The organism is Sporolactobacillus caesalpiniae, from assembly GCF_040513385.1.
Lineage (GTDB): Bacteria > Bacillota > Bacilli > Bacillales > Sporolactobacillaceae > Sporolactobacillus.
Genome location: NZ_JBEVCB010000002.1, coordinates 114,842 through 140,203 on the forward strand (window position 1 = coordinate 114,842; position 25,362 = coordinate 140,203).

24 protein-coding genes and 1 other annotated feature are annotated in these 25,362 nt (G+C 44.3%); all 24 genes read right to left on the bottom strand.

Annotated features, from left to right (window positions below; translation table 11 throughout):
* Positions 1-10: 10 nt before the first annotated feature.
* Positions 11-2,167, bottom strand: coding sequence for a glycosyltransferase-like membrane protein (locus ABWW58_RS04030; RefSeq protein ID WP_353867947.1), 2,157 nt, complete (start codon positions 2,165-2,167; stop codon positions 11-13).
* A gap of 624 nt (positions 2,168-2,791) precedes the next feature.
* Complete coding sequence (locus ABWW58_RS04035; protein WP_353867948.1) at positions 2,792-3,070, bottom strand: hypothetical protein; 279 nt, start codon at positions 3,068-3,070, stop codon at positions 2,792-2,794.
* Positions 3,071-3,933: 863 nt separating this feature from the next.
* Positions 3,934-4,059 (bottom strand): hypothetical protein, encoded by a 126-nt coding sequence (locus ABWW58_RS04040; RefSeq protein WP_353867949.1) that lies wholly within the window; start codon positions 4,057-4,059, stop codon positions 3,934-3,936.
* A gap of 43 nt (positions 4,060-4,102) precedes the next feature.
* Positions 4,103-4,810, bottom strand: a complete 708-nt coding sequence (locus ABWW58_RS04045; RefSeq protein WP_353867950.1) for a VanZ family protein — start codon at positions 4,808-4,810, stop codon at positions 4,103-4,105.
* A gap of 642 nt (positions 4,811-5,452) precedes the next feature.
* A complete protein-coding gene (locus tag ABWW58_RS04050) occupies positions 5,453-5,686 on the bottom strand; it encodes a hypothetical protein (protein ID WP_353867951.1) in 234 nt (77 codons plus the stop codon).
* Positions 5,687-5,766: 80 nt separating this feature from the next.
* On the bottom strand, positions 5,767-6,333 hold the full coding sequence (locus tag ABWW58_RS04055) for a helix-turn-helix transcriptional regulator (protein ID WP_353867952.1): 567 nt from the start codon (positions 6,331-6,333) through the stop codon (positions 5,767-5,769).
* A 492-nt stretch (positions 6,334-6,825) separates the two neighbouring features.
* A complete protein-coding gene (gene pyrE / locus ABWW58_RS04060; protein ID WP_353867953.1) occupies positions 6,826-7,470 on the bottom strand; it encodes an orotate phosphoribosyltransferase in 645 nt (214 codons plus the stop codon).
* Positions 7,452-8,180 carry an orotidine-5'-phosphate decarboxylase gene (pyrF, locus tag ABWW58_RS04065; protein ID WP_353867954.1) on the bottom strand — a complete coding sequence of 243 codons (729 nt, stop codon included), beginning with the start codon at positions 8,178-8,180 and terminating at the stop codon, positions 7,452-7,454. The genes pyrE and pyrF overlap by 19 nt, the downstream gene beginning before the upstream one ends.
* Positions 8,177-9,085 (bottom strand): dihydroorotate dehydrogenase, encoded by a 909-nt coding sequence (locus ABWW58_RS04070; RefSeq protein WP_353867955.1) that lies wholly within the window; start codon positions 9,083-9,085, stop codon positions 8,177-8,179. The genes pyrF and ABWW58_RS04070 overlap by 4 nt, the downstream gene beginning before the upstream one ends.
* Positions 9,079-9,861, bottom strand: a complete 783-nt coding sequence (locus tag ABWW58_RS04075; protein WP_353867956.1) for a dihydroorotate dehydrogenase electron transfer subunit — start codon at positions 9,859-9,861, stop codon at positions 9,079-9,081. The genes ABWW58_RS04070 and ABWW58_RS04075 overlap by 7 nt, the downstream gene beginning before the upstream one ends.
* On the bottom strand, positions 9,858-13,100 hold the full coding sequence (gene carB / locus ABWW58_RS04080) for a carbamoyl-phosphate synthase large subunit (protein ID WP_353867957.1): 3,243 nt from the start codon (positions 13,098-13,100) through the stop codon (positions 9,858-9,860). The genes ABWW58_RS04075 and carB overlap by 4 nt, the downstream gene beginning before the upstream one ends.
* Complete coding sequence (locus ABWW58_RS04085) at positions 13,093-14,184, bottom strand: carbamoyl phosphate synthase small subunit (RefSeq protein ID WP_353867958.1); 1,092 nt, start codon at positions 14,182-14,184, stop codon at positions 13,093-13,095. Before ABWW58_RS04085 ends, carB begins: the two co-directional genes overlap by 8 nt.
* Positions 14,185-14,327: 143 nt before the next feature.
* Positions 14,328-15,251 (bottom strand): aspartate carbamoyltransferase catalytic subunit, encoded by a 924-nt coding sequence (locus ABWW58_RS04090; RefSeq protein WP_353867959.1) that lies wholly within the window; start codon positions 15,249-15,251, stop codon positions 14,328-14,330.
* Positions 15,252-15,452: 201 nt separating this feature from the next.
* On the bottom strand, positions 15,453-15,989 hold the full coding sequence (pyrR, locus tag ABWW58_RS04095) for a bifunctional pyr operon transcriptional regulator/uracil phosphoribosyltransferase PyrR (RefSeq protein ID WP_353868298.1): 537 nt from the start codon (positions 15,987-15,989) through the stop codon (positions 15,453-15,455).
* Between the two features lie 278 nt (positions 15,990-16,267).
* Positions 16,268-17,188: an RluA family pseudouridine synthase gene (locus ABWW58_RS04100; RefSeq protein WP_353867960.1), complete on the bottom strand. Its 921-nt coding sequence runs from the start codon at positions 17,186-17,188 to the stop codon at positions 16,268-16,270.
* A complete protein-coding gene (lspA, locus tag ABWW58_RS04105) occupies positions 17,188-17,643 on the bottom strand; it encodes a signal peptidase II (protein ID WP_353867961.1) in 456 nt (151 codons plus the stop codon). The genes ABWW58_RS04100 and lspA overlap by 1 nt, the downstream gene beginning before the upstream one ends.
* Before the next feature lie 165 nt (positions 17,644-17,808).
* Positions 17,809-18,495 (bottom strand): TraR/DksA C4-type zinc finger protein, encoded by a 687-nt coding sequence (locus ABWW58_RS04110; protein ID WP_353867962.1) that lies wholly within the window; start codon positions 18,493-18,495, stop codon positions 17,809-17,811.
* Between the two features lie 119 nt (positions 18,496-18,614).
* Positions 18,615-21,386, bottom strand: coding sequence for an isoleucine--tRNA ligase (gene ileS / locus ABWW58_RS04115; protein WP_353867963.1), 2,772 nt, complete (start codon positions 21,384-21,386; stop codon positions 18,615-18,617).
* A gap of 68 nt (positions 21,387-21,454) precedes the next feature.
* Positions 21,455-21,683: a binding site (T-box leader), on the bottom strand.
* An 82-nt stretch (positions 21,684-21,765) separates the two neighbouring features.
* On the bottom strand, positions 21,766-22,281 hold the full coding sequence (locus ABWW58_RS04120; protein ID WP_353867964.1) for a DivIVA domain-containing protein: 516 nt from the start codon (positions 22,279-22,281) through the stop codon (positions 21,766-21,768).
* 36 nt (positions 22,282-22,317) lie between these two features.
* Positions 22,318-23,091 (bottom strand): YlmH family RNA-binding protein, encoded by a 774-nt coding sequence (locus tag ABWW58_RS04125; RefSeq protein ID WP_353867965.1) that lies wholly within the window; start codon positions 23,089-23,091, stop codon positions 22,318-22,320.
* A 9-nt stretch (positions 23,092-23,100) separates the two neighbouring features.
* Positions 23,101-23,367, bottom strand: coding sequence for a YggT family protein (locus ABWW58_RS04130; RefSeq protein WP_093671779.1), 267 nt, complete (start codon positions 23,365-23,367; stop codon positions 23,101-23,103).
* 16 nt (positions 23,368-23,383) lie between these two features.
* Positions 23,384-23,809, bottom strand: a complete 426-nt coding sequence (locus tag ABWW58_RS04135) for a cell division protein SepF (protein ID WP_353867966.1) — start codon at positions 23,807-23,809, stop codon at positions 23,384-23,386.
* 15 nt (positions 23,810-23,824) lie between these two features.
* A complete protein-coding gene (locus ABWW58_RS04140; RefSeq protein WP_353867967.1) occupies positions 23,825-24,505 on the bottom strand; it encodes a YggS family pyridoxal phosphate-dependent enzyme in 681 nt (226 codons plus the stop codon).
* Entirely contained in the window at positions 24,502-25,341 is an 840-nt protein-coding gene (pgeF, locus tag ABWW58_RS04145; protein ID WP_353867968.1) for a peptidoglycan editing factor PgeF, read from the bottom strand. The genes ABWW58_RS04140 and pgeF overlap by 4 nt, the downstream gene beginning before the upstream one ends.
* Between the last annotated feature and the right edge of the window lie 21 nt (positions 25,342-25,362).

Sequence of the window (25,362 nt, forward strand, 5' to 3'; positions counted from 1 at the left end):
GGATCGAATATCAGTGATACTGGGATGGAAGCCGTCCGTTCCGATCAATTGGTCTTATTTTTTGTTCTGAGCCCCGCAGAATGACGTAACCGTAGAAGCTGAGCATCGCAGTAGGAATAAGTATGAGCAGCCAATAAACAGAGGGACTTATATAGGGCCTGTACCGAACTCTGTCCACGGTGAACATCAAATCCATTTTTCCAGCTAAATCCCTGCCTTCGAACATGCGTCCTTCAGGATACGCGTCGCGCTGCTCAAACCCTTTCCCGTTTGCTGCGAGGATTAGATGAGAACCTGACTGTCCTTCGACTTGAGACAGGCTGATCTGATGCGTCGCGCCTGGTTTCGGACGAACCATGTGATTCAAGTTGAAATCGAGCGTTTGACCCGGTTTCATCGTTCCGCAAGTGAAATTTCTGGATTCAATCATTTGACCAGTATGCCTATTGGCGAGCCTCATACGGTAGATGCCGCGACCATTCAGAGAAAAGACGCGCACGGCCAGATGATGATAGGCCGTCCTCGGTCGGAATGTTTGGGTGATTGACTGATTTTTGTCAATAACAGCGTTCTCTTCTCCTCCTGAAAACGGCTGATTCGCCGCAACAATTCGATGTGCCACTCGCTTTTCCGTCATCGTGTGAGCACCGGCAACCCCACCGATCAGCAGCACCATAATGAGAACGAACACAATTGGAAAATGTTCAGATTTAAAAATGTGATTCCCGATGATACGCGACACATCTTGCAGTCCAAAAACGCTGCTGATCAGAATAAAAGGCGTGAAGAGTAAACTATAACGAGGCTCAGCCTCCCAAACGAATGTATAAAATAGTACATTGCCGCACAGACAAATCAGAATCAACAAACGCAGATCCACCTTTTTCATTCGGAAATAGCGGATTGCAGACGAAATCATAAAGACAAGATTGGCAATGTAAAAAACTTGAATAATCCACACCACCAGCTGCCGCTGATCCCCGAACAGATAGTGATAACCTCTTGTGGGTTGTGTATTGAACTTCGTATACCAATAATAGCCATGCGCACCCATACCCCATGTTCGGAATGTTTTGACTGCCCAAATGCGCATTAAACCGAATGGACCGTTTTCTTTTATTCGTTCTGCGATCCGCGCGCTGTCTGCTTTTCTTTTCGCCGCCTGATCAGGATGCTCCACCGTCCAATTAAAATCCGCATTCGAGTAGCGCCCCTCAGGAGAAAGTCCCAACATTATCCAATGAATCGTGGGCATAGCAAGTGACGGATCATTCTTATAGCCAAATTGATTTTCAATACCCTTCATGGCGAAATGTCCCGCCGCAAGAATCACCAAGATAATGCCAAGACTCATCACTATTTTTTTCCATTTGAGCGTGAAGCACATGTAAATCGCAAGCGCCGGAAGAAACAAAATCAAATTCATCCGGAGTTGAATGCCTACAGCAAGCACGAGACCGAGAAGCAGTACATAACGTATCTTCTTAGATTTTTCATATATGTACCAAAGATACAGCATCAGCGAGGGAAACAGGATTGCTGCTGTATCCGTGTAGAAATAAAGCGTATAAAAAATTAAGGGAAAACAGGTCAAGGCCGCCAGCATGAATAAAGCACCGGATCTTGCCCCAGATTTTCGCCTCATCAATTTCCATGAAAAAAAAATCCCGATATTTAAAATCGCGGAACAAAAAACACGATCAATCACCATGTAATTGGAATAGTGAACCAGCGATGCCGTTTTATACAACACATATCTAAGCAAAGTAATCGGAATATTATTTGGATAAATCGCGAAATAGCTGTTGCCAGAAGCATGCCCATGTTTGAGCAGGTATAGAGCTTCCACATAGGTGTGGCCGCCGTCAATCAATGGAGGCAGGATGGAATGAAAGCCAACAATCAACATGCCTTCGATCACGACGATCACTAGAAAAAGCATCCATGACACCCAATCCATCATCCGATCGGGCATATTCTGAAAGAAACGATTAACAGCAAGAAAAAATAGAATTATGATCAGTGTAAAAAAAATAAGTGAACTAATCAGAATCGGCGCATTGCTGCCTTTGAAACTAAACGGGTAGCCTAAAGCAGTAACCAACACAAAAGAAAAAAATGCCACAAAAACATAGGTGAATCCTGATAGAAGTATTCTTCGAAACAAACAATCACATCCTAACAAACCATTTAAAGAGGAGTGCTGCTCAATTTTGGTGCATGCAGGCTTTTTTCTTCGATCACGTAGCATGGACATTTTTTGTTGAATTTCCCCAAGTACCCTGATCGAAAGAATGATCAATGTCTTTCCGTCTCGAACACCATACACGATATCAAAACCTTCATTGTACTTAATGAGAAAATTTCCAATTACTTGTTCTGAAGAAGCCAATCCTTTTCGGCATGCATTGCTCAGAGCAGCATTCAGTCAATGGATCGTTTCTTCAAGAACTTTCTCCTCGTCATAACAAAGAACAACAATTGTTAAAACGGTTCTTTCACTTATCTGACCTTCTTAGATTTTATCTGCTGGTTCTTAAGCGCTCCTAGTGAAAAATATGAAGTTTTTATTAAACATAAATTTCTATTGTTCCATAAACAGTAGATAATCTAGTTGATTGTTACATTTTATAATGAGAAGGTGATTAAATTGAGAAGGCGTATTGTTGAATGGGAGATCTGTTGTTCAGGGAGTGACGCAATTAGGCATCGATCCTTGAATTTTTTTGTTTCTGCTGAGTGTTGAAGAAGCGGAAGAAAACATCAAAAGCAAAATAAACAACACACCTTTTTATTTATGTTTGCGCCTATTTAGGAAGTGGATCGCTTCTCCTGCAAGAATGGCCGCCAAAATTGCGCTCCATACATAAATACCGACGGTTCTAGGCAAAAATTTCAGTACCCATAAAGATGCCGAGACCGTCGCCAACGTTAAATAGCCTATTCGATCTTCATTCTCAAAGCGATCCAGATTAAAAACGACAAGCATATAGCCGATAGGCGGCGTGATAAAACAGAAAAATAAAAGTGGTCTCCGTCTCAAATACCACGCGCTTTTCTTCTTTGACACAGCTCTGCCACCTTTTCTATGTAAACTATTGAGCTGCTGAATCCAACGATTCTTCATTTTTGCGAATGTTTCATGCAAGCAGCAACAATGAGTGCCAAAAAACAAAGTAAAAAGCCCGTAATAATCCAGGGCATAACCGCTGTCACGTAAATCAGCCAGTGTTTCATTCCGCATTCACTCCTTTTTCCATTCGCTCAATCTATGTCATCGAATTGATATAAAGCAAGCGGATGATTTTTGGGGTCCTATGCGTTTTTGACGCTGCATGTTCTCGAGAATTGGAGTTTTATCCGTTCTCTGCAAAATAACCGAAACAGGGCATATAAACAACCAACCAAAAAATACACGACACATCGCTTTACGTACTTTACCATTAACCCCGACCATCTACTTTTCCTTTATTGTAAATCATTTCTTCACTGAAAAAACCGCATACTTTATGGAGAAGCCCGCATTTTTTCGTGCGGGGTCACGCACAATCCCGTTCGGGGGCGTTCATCCTATGTATTTGGTAGCGACATAATCCACATACCTTTTTCAATCAAGTAACGATACAGGGAAGATCATTCCTTAATCTTCTTTAATATCAGCTTGTATAATACCGGTGAGAAGACGGCTAAAATCATTAAATACATCCATTGATCCGGGATATGGATGTTATAACGATTGTTGTTATACGTCACCAAAAAATTAAGGGATAATAACAGAAATAAATATCCATATTTCAAAAATTTATTTTCTTTAAATAGCGGCAGGACAGAAAAAGATATTAACAGCAACGTGATGAAAAAGAGATACACCAACATGACTACCTCACTCCTTTGCCTTCATACTGGATATATTGCTTCGCCTGTGCCAAAGTCTCACAACGATTTTTGATTAATTAACTTACCCTTCACTTTTTTCATCTCATCGGAAACAAAAGCGTGATCAATCAATTGATGTAGTGCGCTTCTTATCCGTGGCGAAGCATGATGAGTTTTGTCCATGTATCCCGACTCCAATTCATTTTTTATTCAATCGCGGCATGAATCAATGAGCTTTATTTCTTCGAATTGGCGCCGCCTTCTGTACCAACCGACGGCCAAGTGCGGCTAATCCAAGGTAGAACACATAACCTAAAAGTCCTAAAGCGGCTCCGGAAGTATTAAGAATGACATCATCAATATCCATTGCTCGAACCTGAAAAAAGAGAACATCAGATAAAAATTGCAGGATTTCGATAGACAAAGAATAGAGGAAGATGACGAGAAATGCGCGCCGCATCTTAACACGATTAAAATAGAGCAGAAAAAAGCTGAGTGGAGCCAGAACGATAATATTTCCTACGATTTGATGTATTGCATAAGTTGCTGTTGGAAAAGAGGAGAATTGCGTCACAAGCGTTCGAAAAGGAATCACATTAATCATGAACAGCAGATTTCGCTCGAAATGACGATCAACTAATCCGTACCATAGCTGATGTAAATCAATGCCTAGCAACAGAAAAAAAGCAATCCACGCGTACAGTTGAAAGGCCAAGAAAAACAGCATCTGACTGATCCCGCGAATGATTATTTTCCTTGTAATGAACAAAAAAATCAGCGTGAACATAATGAGATTAATCAAAGTGGCCAGATATTCAATGATTGTATAACGATAAAATCCCTCAGTTAAAATGACAATTAAATAGAACAAGGCAATCGCAACAGAAAATAGACCGATCACTCTAATATTCTTCGTTTCAAAGTAATTTTTCATAAAAAAATCCTTTCCATTAGGCCTCTTGAGTTGAGCCATGAATTGTTTGTACGTTTGTCCTACTCATCAACTTTAGAACAAAGTTAATTATTCTTCCGACCGTTCATACTGATCATCATAAAGAACGCCATGAGCTATGTACATTTGCCAGTTAAATAGTCATACCACGTTCACCCCTTTTTCCATCCACTCAATTGTTATCCTTGGCTTGATATAAGCCAATTCGATGCTTTTGTGACTCTTGCTGTTTTTGTTGTTGCGTCTATTCAATACTTTCCCTCTATTGTAAATCATTTCTTCACTGGAAACTTCACATAGTTTATGCGGGGTGAGCCCTAAAGAAAGCAGCTTGCTTGTGACTAACAGCAGTAGGAGAATCAATCAAGCCGAAATCATCCAGTATACTAAATGGAAACTTAGGTGCCAATTAAAATTTGGCGCAAAGAAACACCCTTGCAGTGAAATTCCAGAAGGGTGATATATTAAAAAGATGCATGCAGATAATTGGTATGATTAACTTAAAGCGATTATAGAAGTGAGGGGTCGGATACATCCGTCAGTATAGGTGGCTCCCTTCTCTACTTTGGAAAGGAGGTTAAGGATTACGAATGTCTTGATTGATCATAATAATGACGCCATAGATCAAACTTCTTCAAATAATGGATTTAATAGATGATCAGGAAAAACTTCTTCAGGAACAAATTCAATTGTCGGCGTATTGTTGTCAACCTCTTGAAAGCTGACATTATCAAGCCACGTTTGTCCTTTTCCATACAACAAGATACCAATATTAATAATAGCTCCGTTTTCAGGTATATCCAATACACAAGAGTAGTTATTCCATTCAGTAGTTCCTGTGATTGACCTACTCTGCATGTTATCCAGCTTTAATGTGCCTCCCAGCGCATTGTCTATCCTAAACCACAACCCACGCCAGCCTTCCACATCTCAAGATTTTACAAAACCGGAAAAAGCATTCGTTTACCAATGAAATTTTTTGCACTTATTTGCTGCATGATAGTGCCATATTCACCATCGGAGAATTCGTCCGTAAGCGAGCGAATCGTTGCTGACTTTGAACCCATGTTGTAAATATTAGTATCCATATTGACTTGATATTTCTCTGGTGCAGTTCCTGTAATAATCCAGTCTTTTATTTCGTTTTGCTTAGTCACAATGATGCCTCCTGTAATTAGATCCTTAACAGCCGACCGGTATCTACCTGGTGGCAATTGATAAATACTTTTGAAAGCTCGCGTAAAAGATTCCTGAGATTCAAAATGATGGATTAGGGCAATATCCAGTATCGATGTATTTGTATTTAGCAAAGTAGAAGCAGCCCTTGCGAGTCTTCGCTTCCTAATGTAATCATAAAGTGAAATTCCGACTTCTCTTTGAAAAGTCCGATGAAAATAGAATTTAGAAAATCCTACTACTTTAGAAATTTCATCTAAAGTCAGTTCTTCGCATAGATTCATTTCAATGTACTCTAATGCTGTTTGAATTTCTTTGCTATGTGTCACCAATCTCACCTCCTCGCAATTATTATGATACAAGTTAATTTTGTTTTTTGATGGTTCTTGCCTTTTTCTAAACAATTGCGTCCCCATCGTCCTTGAGCATTCATCTATGTAAATAAATAAGCGGAGATTTTCCGGTTATTCACATCATGGCGCTTGTTTCACGGGCAAATAAGCGGAATTTTTCCCATTATGCACGGAAAAACTCTCCATTTTCACGTTTTTCGATTCGATAAGCGGAATTTCTCCGTCTATTTAAGCTATTTTTTCGTTCATTTTCTAATTAAGCGGAATTTTTCCGTCTATTTCTCAGATTGGGCGCTTACCTGATCGCCCAACCGTACAGTACGAACGGGAATCAGCACCTTATATGACTGATCATCATACCAGCAAGGCACAACCTAAATTTTCTTTCCTTGTAAAAAAGGTGTCTCAAAGTCAAAACTAGACTTTAGAGACACCTTTTCCTAAATGATTATGTTTCAGCCACTTATTTTATTTTTTTTGCGCGCGCCAGTCATCTGAAGTCGGATCTGCGTACCAAAGTTTAAGCTGTTCAAGCTGGGTACCGCTGATCTTGCCCTGCTCTTCCGCCAGATGAATGAGCGTATCAAAATCGGTGAGCGTATTCAGTAGCACGTTCTCTTTTTTAAAATTAAGTGTTGCTTGCGGTAATTGATATGTAAAAATAGCTGCAACGCCAAGTACATCAGCGCCTGCTGCTTCAACCGCATGAACAGCGGTTAATACACTTCCGCCGGTTGAAATCAGATCATCAATGACAACGACTTTCTGTCCCGGATTAATAATGCCTTCGATTTGTTTCTTACGGCCATGTGATTTAGCTGATGAACGAATATAAGCCATTGGAAGTCCCATTCGTTCCGCGATCAATGCTGCATGGGGGATACCTGCGGTTGCCGTTCCGGCAATGACTTCTGCACCCGGATGATTTTTTTCAATTAACGCGACGAAAGCGTTAATAACATCCTTACGAACATCCGGATAGGCAAGTGTTAATCGATTGTCGCAGTAAACCGGGGATTTAATACCGGATGCCCATGTAAATGGATCGTCCGGGCTCAAGACGACGGCGTTTATTTTCAAAAGATCTTCTGCAATTAGTTTGTTGTTTTCCATGTTTGATTCCTCCAATCGTTAAGTACCCGTTCATAAGCTTGTTCCGGATCAGCAGCAGCTGTGATGCTTCTGCCGACAACGATAAAGTCGCTTCCAAGCTTGCGCGCTTGTGCAGGAGAAGCGACGCGCTTTTGATCACCAGCGTCATCATCAGTCAATCGAATTCCCGGTGTCACCGCGAGGAACTCGGGAGAAGTTTGACTCTTTATCTTTTGTGCTTCCCAAGCCGAGCAGACAACACCATCCATTCCGGAAGAATAGGCAAGCGAAGCATACTGAGTGATGACCTCATCAATCGGTCGTTTAATTAACAACTCATTTTCAAGCATTGTCTGATCGGTGCTCGTCAACTGTGTGACTGCAAGGCAGATCGGACGGCCTGATTGTGCGCCTTCACCGAGTCCTTCAGCAGCTGCGCGCATCATTTCGGCGCCTCCTGCGGCATGGACATTAATCATGTCCGCTCCAAGACGAGCGAGCCCCTTCATCGCCCGATAAACCGTATGAGGGATGTCATGCAGTTTCAAATCCAGAAAAACTGAATAGCCTTCTGACTTGAGTATACGAACGATATCCGCGCCATTTTGAAGATAAAGTTCCATGCCTACCTTTACATAGCAGCCGGGACGATGGATCTTCTTAAGCATTTGCAGCATCTCATCATTCGATGCCACATCCAATGCGACGATCACCTGTTTTTCTTCATTCATTTCTTCCAGCTCCTTCCAACGAGTTCATTGATATCAGAAACTCCCATTGCGTTCAGTTTCTCGGGAAGCTCTGTAATAATTTTCGGGCAGACAAAAGGATCGACGAAATTCGCTGTCCCTACTGCAACGGCGTTCGCTCCCGCTAGGAAGAATTCAATGACATCATCGGCATTCTGAATACCGCCCATGCCGATGATTGGAATCGATACTTTTTGGCTGACTTCGTAGATCATGCGAATGGCAACCGGCTTGATCGCCGGACCGCTTAACCCACCGGTAAGGTTAGACAAAACCGGTTTTTGCGTTCTCAAATCGATGCGCATGCCAAGCAGCGTATTGATCATCGACAGCCCGTCTGCCCCTGCCTCTTCAACTGCCTTCGCCATAGCGACAATATCAGTAACATTCGGGGACAATTTTACATAAACAGGCTTTTCCGAAACAGCCTTCACCTTGGCTGTCAGTTCTGCGGCAACTTCCGGAACCGTTCCGAACGCAATCCCGCCGTGCTTCACATTCGGGCAGGAAATGTTCAGTTCCAGTGCATTCACAGCGGATTGCTGCGACATTTTTTCTGCTGTCAAGACGTAATCATCCATCTCACTGCCTGCAATATTCGCAATGACTGGAACTCTATTTTCCTCAAATCGAGGTAATTCTTTTCTAATGATTTCGTCAACCCCGGGATTCTGCAAGCCGATCGCGTTCAGCATCCCCCCGGGTGTCTCAGCAACACGCGGTGTCGGATTTCCATATCTAGGTGCCAAAGTCGCAGCTTTAATCGTTACCGCGCCAAGTACCTTTAGGTCATATAAATTACTGTATTCCGCGCCAAAAGCGAAGCATCCGGAGGCCGGTATAACCGGATTCTTTAATTTCAGACCGGGCAGATGAACGTCTAGCATAACTCAACCTCCCTCGCTTTGAATACAGGTCCATCGCAGCAAACGCGTCGATAGCCTTTTGCGTCATTGGGATCAGTAGTGTGTGTGACACATGCCATGCATGCGCCGATGCCGCAGCCCATACGCTGTTCCAATGAGACAAAGAGCGGTTTTTCAGTAATCGCATGTTCAAGCGCTCTTAACATCGGGATCGGTCCGCATGCATAAGCGGCATCAAAATCGACTGAATCAAGTACATCGGTGACTCTGCCCTGCTGCCCGCTTGTGCCATCCTCGGTCATCACAATTGTTCGTCCCAATTTTTCAAATTCCGCTTGGTAGAAGACATCCTTCGCGGAGCGGAATCCAAGTACATGTGTAACGTGTACTCCTCGTTCAATCAATGCCTGCGAAAGGCCGTAAAGTGGAGGCACACCCACGCCGCCGCCGATAACTAACGCTTTGCCTTTTAAAGGCGTCGCGTCGACAGGAAAACCGTGGCCGAGCGGTCCAAGCACATCAATTTTTTCACCAATCTTGGTCTCAGACAACAGACTGGTTCCTAAACCGCCGCTTCGATAAATCAGCGTCATCGTTTTTGTCGATGGATCAGCCGAACTGATGCTTATCGGTCGCCGCAAAAGCGGCGCAATGGATTGCGATCCTCCGCCTACCCTTATATGGACAAATTGTCCGGGTTCAGTAATTGTCTGAACCATCTCGCCTTCCAGCTTCAACTTAAAAATTTGATCGGCGATTTCTTCATGCGCGAGTACCCGCATGTCTTCCTGCATCATTGAACGACACCTGCTTTATTGCCGCTCGCTTCCAGGGTCGCCGAACGATCGTCCATCTGTGGCATGCATTCGGTTTGAAAAGCAAGTGATTCAAGAACAGTAAGAAGCGCTTCGGTCGTGTCGAGCGATGTGAGACAAACAACGCCGTTCTCAACCGATTCACGTCGAATTCGGAATCCATCTCGAGCGGGACGCTGGCCTCTTGTCAATGTGTTGACAACAAATTGCGCACCGCCGTGGCGGATCACATCGAGAAGATTCGGTGATTCTCCTCCGATTTTGTTAACGGTTGTGACCGGAATCTTACGTTCTGCAATCATTGCAGCCGTGCCTTCAGTAGCCAATATGTTGTAGCCAATATCATAGAACCGCTTAACGAGTGCCAGAGCCTCTTCCTTATCTTTATCAGCAATCGTGAAGAGCACAGAACCATGCGCCGGAATTGTCATTCCGCTGGCAAGCAGCCCTTTGTAGAGCGCTTTTTCGAGAGTGACATCCTGTCCCATAACTTCTCCGGTCGATTTCATTTCCGGTCCTAATGTGACATCGACACGGCGCAGCTTAGCGAACGAAAAGACCGGAACTTTGACAAACACGCCTCGTTTCGGCTCAGGATGTATGCCTGTATGATACCCAAGCTTTTCTAGATGTTCTCCAAGAATGAGTTTTGTTGCAACTTTTGCCATCGGCACGCCTGTGATTTTGCTCAAAAATGGAACAGTACGACTTGCTCTAGGATTTACTTCAATAACATACACATGATTATTATGAATGATAAATTGAATATTCATCATACCGACAACCTTGAGCCCTCGAGCAATTTTAATCGCCGTGTCGACAACCTCTTGTTTCACTTCGGCGGTTAAGGTCTGCGCCGGATAGACCGCAATCGAGTCTCCTGAATGGACGCCTGCTCGTTCAATATGTTCCATGATGCCTGGGATATACACGTTTTCACCATCTGAAAGCGCATCAAGTTCAATCTCTGTTCCGATCAGGTAACGGTCAACAAGTACCGGATGGTCCGGATTAATCAGAACCGCATGATCCATATAATGCTTGAGTGAGGTTTCATTATAGACAATTTCCATAGCACGCCCGCCAAGCACATAAGAAGGTCGTACAAGCACCGGATAGCCGAGTTTATTTGCGATTTTCACCGCTTCTTTCGTTGAGAACGCTGTGGCTCCAGCTGGATGATCAACGTTAAGTTTAAGCAGCAGCTGTTCGAAGCGGTCACGGTCTTCCGCTTGATCCATGGCATCCAGTGTCGTTCCGAGAATTTTCACACCATTTGCTTCGAGTCCGGAAGCCAGATTAATCGCGGTTTGCCCGCCAAATTGAACGACAACACCCTTCGGCTTTTCCAAATCAATGACATGCATGACGTCCTCAAGCGTCAGAGGTTCGACATACAACTTATCCGAGATGCTGAAATCTGTAGACACAGTTTCCGGATTGTTATTGATCATGATCGCTTCGTAGCCTTGCTGCTTAATCGCCCATACGGCATGAACCGTCGCATAATCGAATTCGACACCTTGACCGATACGAATTGGTCCGGAGCCGAGCACAATAACACTCTCGCGTTCAGACACAACCGACTCGTTTTCTTCCTCATAACTGCTGTAATAATATGGCGTTTCAGAAGTGAATTCTCCGGCACATGTATCCACCATCTTGTATACTGGACGAATGCCGAGTTCTTTGCGCCATTCGGAAACCGCCTTGTCAGTTGTTTTCCAGCATTGTGCAATTTTCCAGTCGGAAAAACCGTGCTTTTTGGCATTAAGTAGTGCTTTTTCGTTTTGAGGTGCTGCTTCAAGCTCTTTTTCAATCGCGACGATATTGGCGATTTTATTCAAGAAGAAACGGTCGATCTGTGTGCAAGCCCAAATTTCTTCAATGTCGGCACCGCGTCTCAATGTTTCGGCAATCAGGAATAACCGTCGATCATCTTTCTTCTTAATAATATTGAACAGATCTTCCATGCTCATTTCATCAGTTTCTTTAAGCTCAAGATGCAAGGTACCATTCTCAAGCGAGCGTACTGCCTTAAGTATCGATTCTTCAAAATTACGACCCATCGCCAAAACTTCGCCGGTGGCTTTCATTTGTGTGCCGAGCGTCCGTTTCGCATCGTCAAATTTATCAAATGGCCAGCGCGGTATTTTCGTTACGACGTAATCTAAAGTCGGTTCGAAGCTTGCGTAAGTGGTCCCGGTGACCGCATTCTTAATTTCATCAAGATGATAGCCGACCGCTATTTTCGCTGCTACCTTGGCAATCGGATAACCGGTCGCTTTTGAAGCGAGTGCCGAAGAACGGCTGACACGCGGATTAACTTCAATAATATAATAGCGGTCGCTGTGCGGATCTTGAGCAAGCTGCACATTGCAGCCGCCTTCGATTTTCAGTGCGCGCACAATCTTTAACGACACGCTTCTGAGATGCTGCAGATCTCGGTCGCTCAAGGTCTGGCAAGGGGCCGTTACAATTGAGTCGCCGGTATGAATGCCGACCGGATCAATATTTTCCATATGGCAGACGGAGATGGCACCATCATTCGCGTCGCGCATCACTTCAAATTCGATTTCTTTGAATCCGGCGATACTCTTTTCAATAAGTACCTGTGTAACCGGGCTCAGCTTCAAGCCATTTTCTGCGATTGTATCCAGCTCTTCATCTGTCGAGGCAATACCGCCGCCTGTTCCTCCTAATGTAAAGGCAGGACGGATAATAACCGGCAAGCCGACTTTGTTTACAAAAGCGCGTGCTTCTTCTAAGCTCGTGACGATTTCACTCGGTGGAACCGGTTCATCAAGCTCAATCATCAAGTTACGAAATTTCTCACGGTCTTCTGCTTTCTCAATCGTATCAAGATTCGTTCCGAGGAACTGAACCTTTAATTCATCCAATATCCCCGATTGATGCAGTTGAACGGCGAGATTCAAGCCGGTTTGCCCGCCTAAGGTGGCGAGTAGTCCATCTGGATGCTCCTTACGAAGAATCTTGCTGACAAATTCTACGGTCAGCGGTTCAATATAGACGCGATCTGCAATGTCGGTGTCGGTCATGATTGTTGCCGGATTTGAATTGACGAGAACGACTTCATAGCCTTCTTCGCGCAATGATTGACAGGCTTGCGTACCGGAATAGTCAAATTCCGCAGCCTGTCCAATAATAATCGGTCCTGAACCGATAACTAATATTTTCTTTATATCTGTACGCTTAGGCAAGCTCTGCACCCTCTTTCTTGTTGGTTTCCATCATGCTGAGAAATTCATCGAATAGATCCTGGCTGTCATCAGGTCCCGGAGAGGCTTCCGGGTGGTATTGAACACTGAACGCAGGATACTTGGTGTGGCGCAAGCCCTCGATTGTTCCATCGTTAATCGCTACATGGGTGACTTCCAAGTCTGTACCGTTAAGTGATTCTTTTTCCACTGTAAAGCCGTGATTTTGTGATGTAATGACAAATTTTCCAGAACGCAGGTTTTTCACCGGATGGTTGACGCCGCGGTGGCCGAAGCGCATTTTAACCGTGTTTGCACCTGCTGCAAGTGCGAACAGCTGATGACCAAGGCAAATACCGAATACCGGGACTTTGCCAAGCAATTCACGAACTGTTTCAACTGCTTCAGGTACTTCTTTAGGGTCCCCAGGGCCGTTACTAAGCAAAACACCATCCGGATGAAGTTTTAAAATATCTTCGGCTGATGTTTGGTAGGGAACGATAACAACATCAAAATTTCGTTTGATGCATTCGCGAAGGATACCTTGTTTCGCGCCAAAGTCGACTAAAACCACGCGCGGTCCTGAGCCTGGGGTGACATAAGCAGATTTCGTCGAGACACGACTGATCTGGTCGGTTGGCAACGGCCATTTTTTTAATTCCTCTGCTACAACTGCAGGATCCGCGTCAACAGGCACAATCTTGCCGCGCAACGTACCATATTCACGAATAATTTTGGTCAGTTTCCGTGTATCGATTCCTTCAATTCCCGGGACATCATAGTCGTCGAGCCATTCACTTAGCGTTTTTTCTTTTTGCCAATGCGAAGGCACTTTGGCGACTTCTTTTACAATCAATCCGGAGATACTTGGACGTGCGGATTCGTTATCTGAACGGTTAATTCCATAATTGCCAATAAGCGGATAGGTCATGGTCACAATTTGTCCGCAGTAAGATGGGTCGGTAATGAGTTCCTGGTAACCGGTCATCCCGGTGTTGAAGACGACCTCACCTTTCATCTCAGAGCTGCTGCCAAATCCTTCTCCAACGAATGCCGCTCCGTTTTCCAATACAAGCTGTCTTTTCAATTGATTGCCACTCCTTCTACACAAATAATAAACTATAAAGATTTAGAGGAATTTAGTGTAAGTGCAACTAAGTCTTTACCTTCGCCGGAGGCTTGGCAAAGCCAAGTTTTCTAATGTCAAATGAGCGATCTCATTTGTTTCTCTTACAATTTTTCTGCGATCCGTTCGTCAGCCGAATGAATCGGTGTTGCCCTGAGCGCCCACTCCAGTGCGGCCATGCGCGCGTAGACACCATTCTTAATTTGCTTGAAATACCTAGAACGACCGCATTCAACGAGCTCGTCATCAAGCTCGACACCGCGGTTGATTGGACCGGGATGCATGATGATGCTTTCCGGTTTCATCCTAAGCGCGCGTTCATGAGTCAATCCGTAACGCTCATGATACGCTTCCTTTGTCATGTTCATCGCCTGTTCATGACGCTCATGCTGAATCCGGAGCATGATCACCGCATCTGCCGCTTCAATTGCTTCGTCAACGGTCACATAAGTTCCGGGAAGCGACGTATTCTGCCATTCTTTCGGCCCGGAAAGCAGTACGCGGCAGCCCAAACGATTTAGAATTTCTGCATCTGATTTTGCCACTCTGCTGTAGCGTAAATCACCGATGATTGCGACGGTTAATCCGCGGAGCATCATAAATTCCTGACGGAGCGTCAGGAGATCAAGCAGCGCTTGAGTCGGATGATCCCCCGCTCCATCACCGGCATTAATTACGGAAACGCCGACACCTTCAAGTGACCGATAGTAACCGACATCCTGATGACGAATGACCACCGCTTTCGCACCGAGCGATTCCATTGTTCGTACCGTGTCATAAAGGGACTCGCCTTTCAGCGCGCTCGATGTCTTACTGCTGAAATTAAGCACTTGATAGCCGAGTCTCTTCTCAGCCGTCTCAAAGCTGAAGCGTGTCCGGGTACTCGGTTCATAGAACAAATTTGCGACCAAGGTATGATTCGGAGCAAACCAGCCTTCTTCGTTCATTTCATGTATTTGTTCCGCGCGATCAAGAATCGTATTAATTTCTGTTACCGATAGATCATTCAAGCTAAGCAGATTGGCCATCGAAAATCCTCCTCTAATCGTTAATGTGCGCCTTAATCGCGCCGCTTTTGCATGTTTTTAATAACTTTTTTCTGCACTTAAAAAACCTCTTCGCCAGAATTCCGACAAAGAGGTTGTGTAAAAAACCGCACTGCACTAAATCACTCTTTATCAGTCTCACTGGACTGCCTTTAAAAGGTGTTATACGTTAGTTTCCAATTATTAACTTGTCGCTCGAATAGTCACTGTGTCCATGCCATCAACCTCGATTAGTTGAACAGCAATTTGTTCTTCTTTAGAAGTTGGAACATTTTTTCCAATGTAATCGGGACGAATTGGCAATTCACGATGCCCGCGATCAATCAGTACCGCTAGTTGAATACGCTGCGGGCGGCCAACATCCATCAATGCATCCATCGCCGCGCGGATTGTACGTCCGGTGTAAAGTACATCATCAACCAAAATCACCGTTTTCGATTCGATCGACATTGGGAGGATACTCCCAATCAATTCCGGTTCCTCTGTTTTTTGTTTTAAGTCGTCTCGGTAAAGAGTGATGTCCAATTCCCCTACTGCAACATCCTTGTTTTCGATTGATTTGATACGATCGGCAAGCCGTTTTGCCAGATAAATGCCTCGTGTCTTAATGCCGACCAATACAACCGAATCCACACCCTCGTTACGCTCAATCACTTCATGTGCAAGTCGTGTCAGCGCTCGTCCGATCGCTTTTTCATCCAATATTTCTTTTTCTTCCAAAAGCTCTTCACCCGCCGTTTGGCTGCGGCCAATTGTTTGATCATTTATTAATGATTTCTTGCTGACGGCATAAAAAAAGTCTTGCCGTTTCGAGCAAGAGACCGCAGTGTTGTCAATAGTCATTGACAATCATCACCCTTCTTAGTCTCTCGGGACTAAATTTAAAAGGAATTCATTTGGTTCATTTTTAAGCTATAGTAAGTATAGCCAAACAGAGTCTGTTTTGTCAATTGCAAACAGACGATTGACACCATTTTTCCGGAAATCTTTTCGCTATATTATTGATAGTGATTTTCACGCAGTCCTTCAAGAAGGCGTTCCATGTCAATCGGCAGAGGAGCGCGAAAAAGCATAAATTTCTTAGTCACAGGATGCACGAATCCAAGTTCAGCCGCATGAAGCGCCTGCCCTTCAATTGGCAGCGTCTTACGCGGACCATATTTCGGATCGCCGGCAAGTGGATGGCCAATGAAAGCCATATGGACGCGAATTTGATGCGTTCGTCCGGTTTCCAAACGGCAAGCCACATAAGTAAACTTTGAGAAACGTTCCAGCACCTTAAAATGGGTAACCGCCTGTTTGCTGTTCTTGTCCGTCACGGCCATTTTCTTTCGATCCTTGTCCGCACGCCCAATCGGTGCATTAATCGTACCTTCATCGTGAGGAAGACTGCCGTGAACAATGGCAAGATATAATCGTTTCGTTGTCTTATCCTTCAGCTGCGCAGCAAGCGAATGATGCGCCTCATCGGTTTTCGCCACCATCAAAAGTCCGGACGTTTCCTTATCAATTCGATGCACAATACCGGGACGCATCACACCATTGATACCCGATAAATCATGACAATGCCCAAGCAACGCATTGACCAGAGTGCCGCTCATATGTCCCGGAGCCGGGTGAACAACCATCCCTCTAGGTTTGTTAACCACAATGACTGACGAATCTTCATAGACAATGTCTAAAGGGATATTTTCAGGAGTAACATCAAGCGGTTCCGCTTCCGGCATATGAACGCATACCTCATCACCTGTTTTCATTCGGTAGCTTGTTTTGACACTTAATCCATTAACCAAGATGTTCCCACTCTTAATTAATTGCTGAAGTCTGCTTCTTGATTCTTTCGAAATCTCATCGCTTACCCAACGATCAATTCGTTTTCCGTCATCCATCATTTCAATCGTTCGAACAATAGTCGGCATTATTGTTCCTTCTTTCCATCAAGAAACAAATAAATAACAAGAAGAACAACACCGATAAAAAGTGATGAATCAGCAATGTTAAACACCGGAAAACTATAATTGATGATGTAGACATGAATGAAATCGACGACTTCTCCACGTATCAGCCGATCCGCAAAATTCCCCAATGTCCCGCCAATAATAAAGCCCAATGATGTGCCAAGGAGCGGCTGCTTTCTCCCTAATTTCTGCATGTAATAAACAACAACCGCTAGGACGACAACGGTAATAATGAAAAAGAAAATAAATTGTCCTTCCAGCATACTCCAGGCGGCTCCACTATTTCGGACTGAGGTAAAATAAAAAATGCCGGGGATAATCGGAATGCTTTGTCCCAATTCCATATTATGTACGACCATCCATTTGGAGCATTGGTCACTAATTAATAGCAGAACTGCCAGTGCATAGTAAATCATTAATAAATTCCTCCAACACACGTTGATTTCCGAGTGACGCATGGAAACAAAGCTATTGTTTCTCGAATCAACCCGATCATGTTTTATCTTTTTAAATTCTAGCATAAATTTTCTAAAAAAAATATGTATGCAGCGGGTTCGTTTATACCCGCTGCACAAAGTGAATTAACGTTCTATGGGATCTAAGTAGTCATCTTCATTCTTTGCCGACCAATGATCATAGTGATGATTTTTCAACACGTGAATCTCGTCATCACCCGAGAATCCACCAATATCTGTGGCAGCAAAGGACTCGTACTCCTCCACAAAGCCAATGCTTTCTTCGTCATCACTATACGGCGCATCCTCATAGATACCTTCCTGATCATTATACTGCGAAACAAGATCGAAAGCGTTTTGCTCATTAAAACCGTTACTTTCAAAATCCGTAGCACCTTGTTCCTCCAAATCGATGATGACTGATTCTTCAACAGGACGCAATTTGTGGTGATGCACTGTCTCTGATTGACACACCACAGTTCGTGCCGTCGGCAAAGCATTTAAGCGCGCGCGGGGTATTTTCTCGCCGGTTTTCTCATCATACCCGTAACTGCCATCTCTCATTTTTTCTAAGGCGTGATTAATTTCTTCGAGTTCATTTTGTTCCAACTTGTGAAAAGCTAAGTCTTTTTCCCGATCATACAACTGTGTCGCTGATTCAGCCGGGTGATTATCATATGACGACAATTCCCCAGATGCGATATCAGATACAGAACCAAGCTCCGCAGCTGTTTCCATATCGCTTTTCAGCTTTTGTTCGAGGTCAAGTTTGCGGCTGAGCAGCCTCTTTTTGATTTTCCGATAACCCCACATCTATATAAAAATCCCCCTTATTGCTCCCGCGCACATTTATTAGTGTGGGATAAAGGGGGATTTTTAGACTGCGTAATATTTACGCAATATGGGAATCATTTTCTTGGTGAATTGTGAACTCAGTCAAGCGCTGCGCCCGCATAATCATGACGCACGGTTTCTGCACAGTGCGCGCACAGTGTCGGGTGTTCCTTGTCTTCACCAACACTTGGCAGAATCGACCAGCAGCGTTCACATTTTTCACCCTTAGCAGGCTTAACCGAAACGGCCAACCGCGCGTACTGATCTGCCGCTTCCGGAACCTCACCGTCTTCTACAACCGTAACTTGAGATACAATCAGCAATTTGTCGAGATCAGTCGCATCCTTTAAGAAAGCTGTTTCCGGTTTAACATAGAGCGTTACGGCCGCTTCAAGTGATTTACCAATCAGCTTCGCATCACGCGCTTTTTCGAGTGACTTTAGTACATCGTCACGAACCGCGATCAGTGATGACCATTTCTGTTCCAGTGCATCGGAATCAGCAATTTTCTCGAGTTTCGGCATATCTGTTAACTGGACATAAGATGCGATCTTATCCGTACCCGGAATATGCTGCCAAATTTCTTCAGTTGTATGCGGGACAATTGGCGACAAAATTTTGGTTAACGCAACTACCGTCTTATACAGAACGGTTTGCGCGGAACGGCGAATCAGCGAATCCTTCGGTTGAACGTAGAGTGCATCTTTCGCGATGTCCATATAGAAAGCACTCAAATCGAGCGAGCAATAATTCTGTAACGCTTTGTAAACGTTCAAGAACTGGAATTCTTCATAATTTTTCAGGCATGTGTCGATGAAGCCGTTGAGCTTCACAAGCATATAACGCTCAAGTTCCGGCATATCTTCTGTAGGAACAATCTTATCGACAGTAAAGTCGTTAAGATTTCCGAGCATAAAGCGTACCGTATTGCGGATCTTGCGATATACTTCGGCGACCTGTCCGAGAATTTCATTAGATACTCTGGCATCGGCTTGATAGTCAACTGAAGCCACCCATAAACGGATAATATCCGCACCATACTGCTGCATGACCTTCATCGGATCAATGACGTTTCCTACGGATTTGCTCATTTTCAAACCTTTTCCATCAAGAGTAAAGCCATGACTCAATACTTGTTTGTAAGGCGCGTGACCCGTTACGGCAACAGATGTGGCTAGTGACGAATTAAACCATCCACGATATTGATCCGATCCTTCAAGATACATATCCGCCGGGCGGCGTAACCCTTCACGCGTGGTCAATACGCCTTGGTGGGATGAACCAGAGTCGAACCAAACATCCATGATATCGGTTTCCTTCTTAAAAGTACCGTTCGGGCTATGCTCCGAAGTAAAGCCCTCAGGCAGCAAGTCTTGGGCATCCCATTGGAACCAGATGTTCGAGCCGTGTTCGCGGAACAGATCCGCTACATGCTGAATCGTTGCATCCGTGATGATCGGTTCACCGTCTTCGCCATAGAATACCGGAATCGGAACACCCCATGCACGTTGACGCGAGATACACCAGTCTTCACGATCCTTGATCATATTCGTCATGCGGACATCGCCCCATGATGGAACCCAACGCACTTCATGAATTGCTTTTAAGATATCGTCCCGATAAGCTTTGATCGACGCAAACCATTGTTTTGTCGCTCTCCAAATCACCGGTTTTTTCGTACGCCAATCATGCGGATACGAGTGAGTAAACGTGCCGACTTTAAGTAATGCACCGACCTCTTTCAATTTCTCGATTACCGGTTCATTAGCCTTTTCATAAAACATACCTTCAAAGCCTGGTGCTTCGTCGGTCATGCAGCCGCGGTCGTCCACTGGACAAAGGATATCGAGGCCGTATTTTTTACCTACATAAAAGTCATCGGCACCAAAGCCCGGGGCAGTATGGACGCATCCTGTACCGGCATCCAAGGTGACATGGTCTCCAAGAATCATCACGGACGCACGATCATAGAATGGATGGCGGCAAACGACATGTTCTAGGTCTTTACCGTTCACATTGCGCAGTACCTGTGGATTTTCCCATTCGAATGTTTTTGTCAAGGATTCAACCAAATCGGCAGCTACAACAAATTTGTGACCCGCCACTTGAACAACACTATAGTCAAATTTCGGATTGACAGCAATCGCAAGGTTCGCCGGCATCGTCCATGGCGTCGTCGTCCAGATGATGACCTCTTCATCCGAATTCAATACCCCTTTTCCGTCTGTCACATGGAAAGAAACGAAAATGGAATACGACTTAACATCTTTATATTCGATTTCCGCTTCAGCAAGTGCAGATTCAGAGGAAGGCGACCAATAAACCGTCTTTTTGTCTTTATAGATATAACCTTTCTTTGCCATTTCACCAAAAACTTCAATTTGTTCAGCCTCGTACTCTTTGTGCAAGGTCAGATACGGATGATCCCAATCCCCACGAACGCCCAGTCTTTTAAATTGTTTCTTCTGATGTTCTACTTGTCCGAGCGCGTATTCTTTACATTTTTCACGAAGATCGGCAACCGACATTTTTTTTCGATCGATCCCTTGCTTTGCGAGCTGCTGTTCAATTGGGAGTCCGTGTGTATCCCAACCCGGTACATAATAAGCTTTATAGCCGGTCATCGACTTAAAGCGAGTAATCATATCTTTTAATACCTTGTTTTCCGCATGTCCAATATGGATGTTTCCATTAGCATACGGTGGGCCATCGTGAAGGATAAATGTCGGTTTCCCCTCGTTGACCTTTAATGACTGTTCATAAATATGCTCCTGATCCCATTGTTCTTGCATACGTGGTTCTTTCGTTGGAAGACCGCCGCGCATTTTAAAATCTGTTTTCGGCATCAGTAGTGTCTTCTTGTAATCCATTGAAAAACGCCTCCATCATCTTTCTGTTTTATTTCTTTTCTGACCTATATAAAAAGGTCCTTCTATCCCAAAGGGACGGAAGGACCGCGGTACCACCCTAATAGCAGAGCAAATCTGCCACTCATGATTTTCTTAACGCGAATCAACGTTGGTTCTTACTTAACTCCTGTCATGCAGGAGTCGTTCGGAACCAAACTCAAGGGTGATTTTCCTTACCGCCGTCCGCACCGGGCTCGCACCGTATCCCGGCTCGCTGCGCGACCTTGCGGCGAGTACTTTCCCTCTCATAGTATTTAAAAATATGATTTCATTTTAAATGTCTGTACGTTAGGCGCAAGCATCTTATGTATGCACAGTATATGCAATAAGAGTCTCCGCGTCAAGCTTGCGTACGAATCATTCCATCGTTATGTTCACTATCTGCGTCTTCATCGCCCACAGACATGCTTTTCCAATCATCACTCTTTAACAATTCCAATTGCGCTTCAATCAGCATCTGGAAGCGTGTCCGGTATACATTGGCTTCTTTTTTCAATTCTTCAATATTCAAGGTTACCTTGCGTGATTTCTCAAGCGCTTCATTGATAATGCGGTCAGCGTTCTTCTTTGCTTCCATTACAATCAGCTTAGCTTCTTTATTCGCGTTCTGCTTCACTTCCTCAGCTGTTTCCTGAGCGACAAGAATACTCTTGTTCAGTGTTGTCTCAATATTAGAGAAGTGATTAAGCTTTTCATCTGAATTCTTGTTCTTTTGTTCAAGATCCTTTTTCTCGCGAATAAGCGCTTCATAGTCCTTGATCACCTGGTCAAGAAAATCATTCACTTCATCTTCATCATACCCACGAAATCCTCGTGAGAACGATTTATTATGAATATCCAAGGGTGTCAATGGCATCCCGGTCACCTCCAAGTCATTTTACAAACAATTCGTTTAGTTAAGTTTACCATATTGTATACGGATTTTGTTCTTTTTTGTCAAGCCGCCGTTCGATATTATTTTACTGCGGCCATATCCGCGAAGAGAAAGACAATCGCCTTCATGTATCTCGTAGTCGCGTTTCTCAACAAGTTCCCAATTTACTTTTACAAGCCCGCGTGAAATAGCCTCTGAAGCCTTCGTTCTTGGCAAATGATAGATTTCTGACAAAACCGTATCTAGCCTCATTGAGGAAATTGTCCCATCACTCTCTTGCCATTCATCGTCACTATGTATTAAAGCTTGCTGGTCAACCGGCTCGCATGAGACACTCATTCTCCCTACGGAACTTAAATTAAGCATAAAATAAGGCTCAAGCTCTTTCACACAAATAAATTGAGCACGTCCCTCGCCGATCAGCAAATCACCGATTTTGCTTCTTGACACGCCAGAACCGACAAGTGATCCGAGCAGTTGGGGATGTGCAATGGATCCGAACTTGGACGGATACCGAACTTCTAGGTAAGCGAGTTGAAACGGATCTTCGTCCGCTTCAACATACGGTGGAAGTAACAGCGCGCGCGCCCGTTCAGCTTGAGCATAGCCGCCGGAAAAGGACAGACGAATTTCCTCGCTATTTCCTATTAGTGATTTTAGGATTATCTGCTGCCTGGGATCGAGAAAATCGGTCAGTTTCGGTATATAATTTACGACAACTTGATCTTTCAAATCAAGAAAGTGATCGACCAGTGCATGCTCTTCAGGTCTGAAATGTTCATAGAGTGACATATGCCAGCCTCAGACAAATCTCAAGAGAATACTTTGAATACCAATTTGGGCAAACCAAAGAACGACAAAAGCAACCATCGGAGATATGTCGATCACGCCGCCAATTGGGGGTATGATTTTTCGAAAAGGGGACAAAAACGGCTCACATACTCGTTCAAAGAGCCTGCCGATTGATGAATCCTGTACGCTTGGTACCCAAGACATCAAAATATAAATTATTAATATCCATTTATAAATATTGATAGCCTCTGATACGATGAATGCAATCAAATACATAATTTCACCTCTGTAATTAATCTTCCGGCCAATTGCTGATCATGCCGGATATGTCCACTTGTTCCGGTGCGAAAAGAAATGTGTTCTTTCCAATTTTACGAATCTGCCCATTCAGTGCGAAGGATGTGCCGCCAATAAAATCAAGAATTCTCTGTCCTTGATCCTTGCTTGTCCCTTGGAGGCTGCAAATAATCGTCTGTTTATTTTTCAAATAACCGACGATTTCCTCGACCTCTTCAAAACGCTTCGGCTCAACCAGAACAACTTTATTTTGCTGATGAACATTTTTAATGGCGACAATTCTGCCGCTTTTCTCCAGTCTGTGCTGATCCTGTACCGGTTTGCCGGTCCCCTCATCATGCGATGCCGGCAGGTGGTCTTCTGAGCTGTTCACGGTCTCCTCAAGATCAAAGAATCGTTTCAATGTGCCTTTAAGACCCATGATTCCGTTCTCCTTTCATTCATTACCTACGAGTGACGTGCCAATTCTCACAAATGTTGCTCCTTCTTCAACAGCGATTTCATAATCGTGCGACATACCCATGGAGAGCTCTGTGCATGGAGCATAGTCGATGTTCCGATCACGAATTCGGTCGCGTAGAAGGCGCAGCCGATGAAACACATGGCGAATTACATCTCGATCCTCTGTATTCGGCGCCATTGTCATCAAACCGACAATGCGAAGATGCTCAAACTCTGCTAATGCATCAATGAAAGAATCAAGTTCCTCTTCAGTAATGCCATGTTTAGATTCCTCGCCAGAGATATTCATTTCGACAAAACAATTTAAAGTTCCTTTTTTCATGCGTTTATTTAGTTCATTTGCCAATTTGAGACGGTCCAAGGCGTGGAAATAATCCACTTTTTCAACAATATCTTTCACTTTTCTCGTCTGCAAGGTTCCAATCAGATGCCATGTAACACGTTCATCATGAATGAACGCCAGTTTCTCAAGCAAACCTTCTTTCCGATTTTCAGCGAGATGCGTAATCCCACTGTCTACAGCCTCCTGAGCGCGTTCAGCAGAAACGTATTTTGTAACGGCAATTATGGTAACGTCTTCTGAGTGCCGTCCTGAGCGTTCACATGCGTCCTCAATGAGGGACTGTACTTGTCTAAGATTATCCGCAACTTTCACGATTCATTGCTCTCCTTTTTCTTCATTCCGATATACCCCATCATCCGCCCTGTTTTTCCATGATCATGTCGAAAAGAAAAAAACAGATCGGGACGCGCGTACGTACTATAGCCGGTTATTTGTATCTGACGTTCAGGCACACCGCTCGCAACAAGAATTGATCGGTTCAAAGTTCGTAAATCAAGCAGATAGCTTCCGGAACCTTTGGAAACTACGGACTGCTCCCAAAGCGAACGGTCAAGCGTGCATACCTGATCAATCACTTTTTGATCAACCTCATAATCCTCGCCGCTTATTGATGGACCAATGACAACATGCAATGCTTCAGGTGTCATGTCAAGGTCACGCGTCATGCGTTCAATCATATGCGCAGCACCTCGGGCAACGGTTCCACGCCATCCGGCATGCATGATTCCAATCGCATTAGGATTTTGCGCCTGATAAAAAATGGGAACGCAATCAGCAAAGCAAAGAGCGAGCACTATGTCCGGGTCAGTTGTAAACAAACCATCCACACCCTTGACAACCGAATCAAGGGACATTGCGCCTAATCCTGCAGATTTGTGCGTTACCCGGGCAATTTCCGCGCCATGCACTTGCTCCGCGCACACCCAGCGTTCAAGTGGAATGCCTATTCTCTGCGCGACAAGATGTCGATTTGCGAGTACATCGTCCGAACGATCACCGACATGAAGACCCAAGTTCATTGATGTGAAAGGTCCTTGACTCGTACCCTCCGTTCGAAGTGTAAATCCTGAATGGATTTCTAGATCGCCGGTATCGATTGTTTTCAAGCGCAACAAAGGTCCGCTTCGAAATGAAAAGGGTTCACTCACCGTTCTCATCCTTTCCTCATC

Coding starts and splice junctions, on each gene's coding strand:
- ABWW58_RS04040 (WP_353867949.1), bottom strand. CDS start 4,059: ATGGACAAAACTCATCATGCTTCGCCACGGATAAGAAGCGCACTACAT.
- ABWW58_RS04045 (WP_353867950.1), bottom strand. CDS start 4,810: ATGAAAAATTACTTTGAAACGAAGAATATTAGAGTGATCGGTCTATTT.
- ABWW58_RS04050 (WP_353867951.1), bottom strand. CDS start 5,686: ATGCAGAGTAGGTCAATCACAGGAACTACTGAATGGAATAACTACTCT.
- pyrE (WP_353867953.1), bottom strand. CDS start 7,470: ATGGAAAACAACAAACTAATTGCAGAAGATCTTTTGAAAATAAACGCC.
- pyrF (WP_353867954.1), bottom strand. CDS start 8,180: ATGAATGAAGAAAAACAGGTGATCGTCGCATTGGATGTGGCATCGAAT.
- ABWW58_RS04070 (WP_353867955.1), bottom strand. CDS start 9,085: ATGCTAGACGTTCATCTGCCCGGTCTGAAATTAAAGAATCCGGTTATA.
- ABWW58_RS04075 (WP_353867956.1), bottom strand. CDS start 9,861: ATGATGCAGGAAGACATGCGGGTACTCGCGCATGAAGAAATCGCCGAT.
- ABWW58_RS04090 (WP_353867959.1), bottom strand. CDS start 15,251: ATGGCCAATCTGCTTAGCTTGAATGATCTATCGGTAACAGAAATTAAT.
- ABWW58_RS04100 (WP_353867960.1), bottom strand. CDS start 17,188: ATGCCGACTATTGTTCGAACGATTGAAATGATGGATGACGGAAAACGA.
- lspA (WP_353867961.1), bottom strand. CDS start 17,643: ATGATTTACTATGCACTGGCAGTTCTGCTATTAATTAGTGACCAATGC.
- ABWW58_RS04110 (WP_353867962.1), bottom strand. CDS start 18,495: ATGTGGGGTTATCGGAAAATCAAAAAGAGGCTGCTCAGCCGCAAACTT.
- ileS (WP_353867963.1), bottom strand. CDS start 21,386: ATGGATTACAAGAAGACACTACTGATGCCGAAAACAGATTTTAAAATG.
- ABWW58_RS04120 (WP_353867964.1), bottom strand. CDS start 22,281: ATGCCATTGACACCCTTGGATATTCATAATAAATCGTTCTCACGAGGA.
- ABWW58_RS04125 (WP_353867965.1), bottom strand. CDS start 23,091: ATGTCACTCTATGAACATTTCAGACCTGAAGAGCATGCACTGGTCGAT.
- ABWW58_RS04130 (WP_093671779.1), bottom strand. CDS start 23,367: ATGTATTTGATTGCATTCATCGTATCAGAGGCTATCAATATTTATAAA.
- ABWW58_RS04135 (WP_353867966.1), bottom strand. CDS start 23,809: ATGGGTCTTAAAGGCACATTGAAACGATTCTTTGATCTTGAGGAGACC.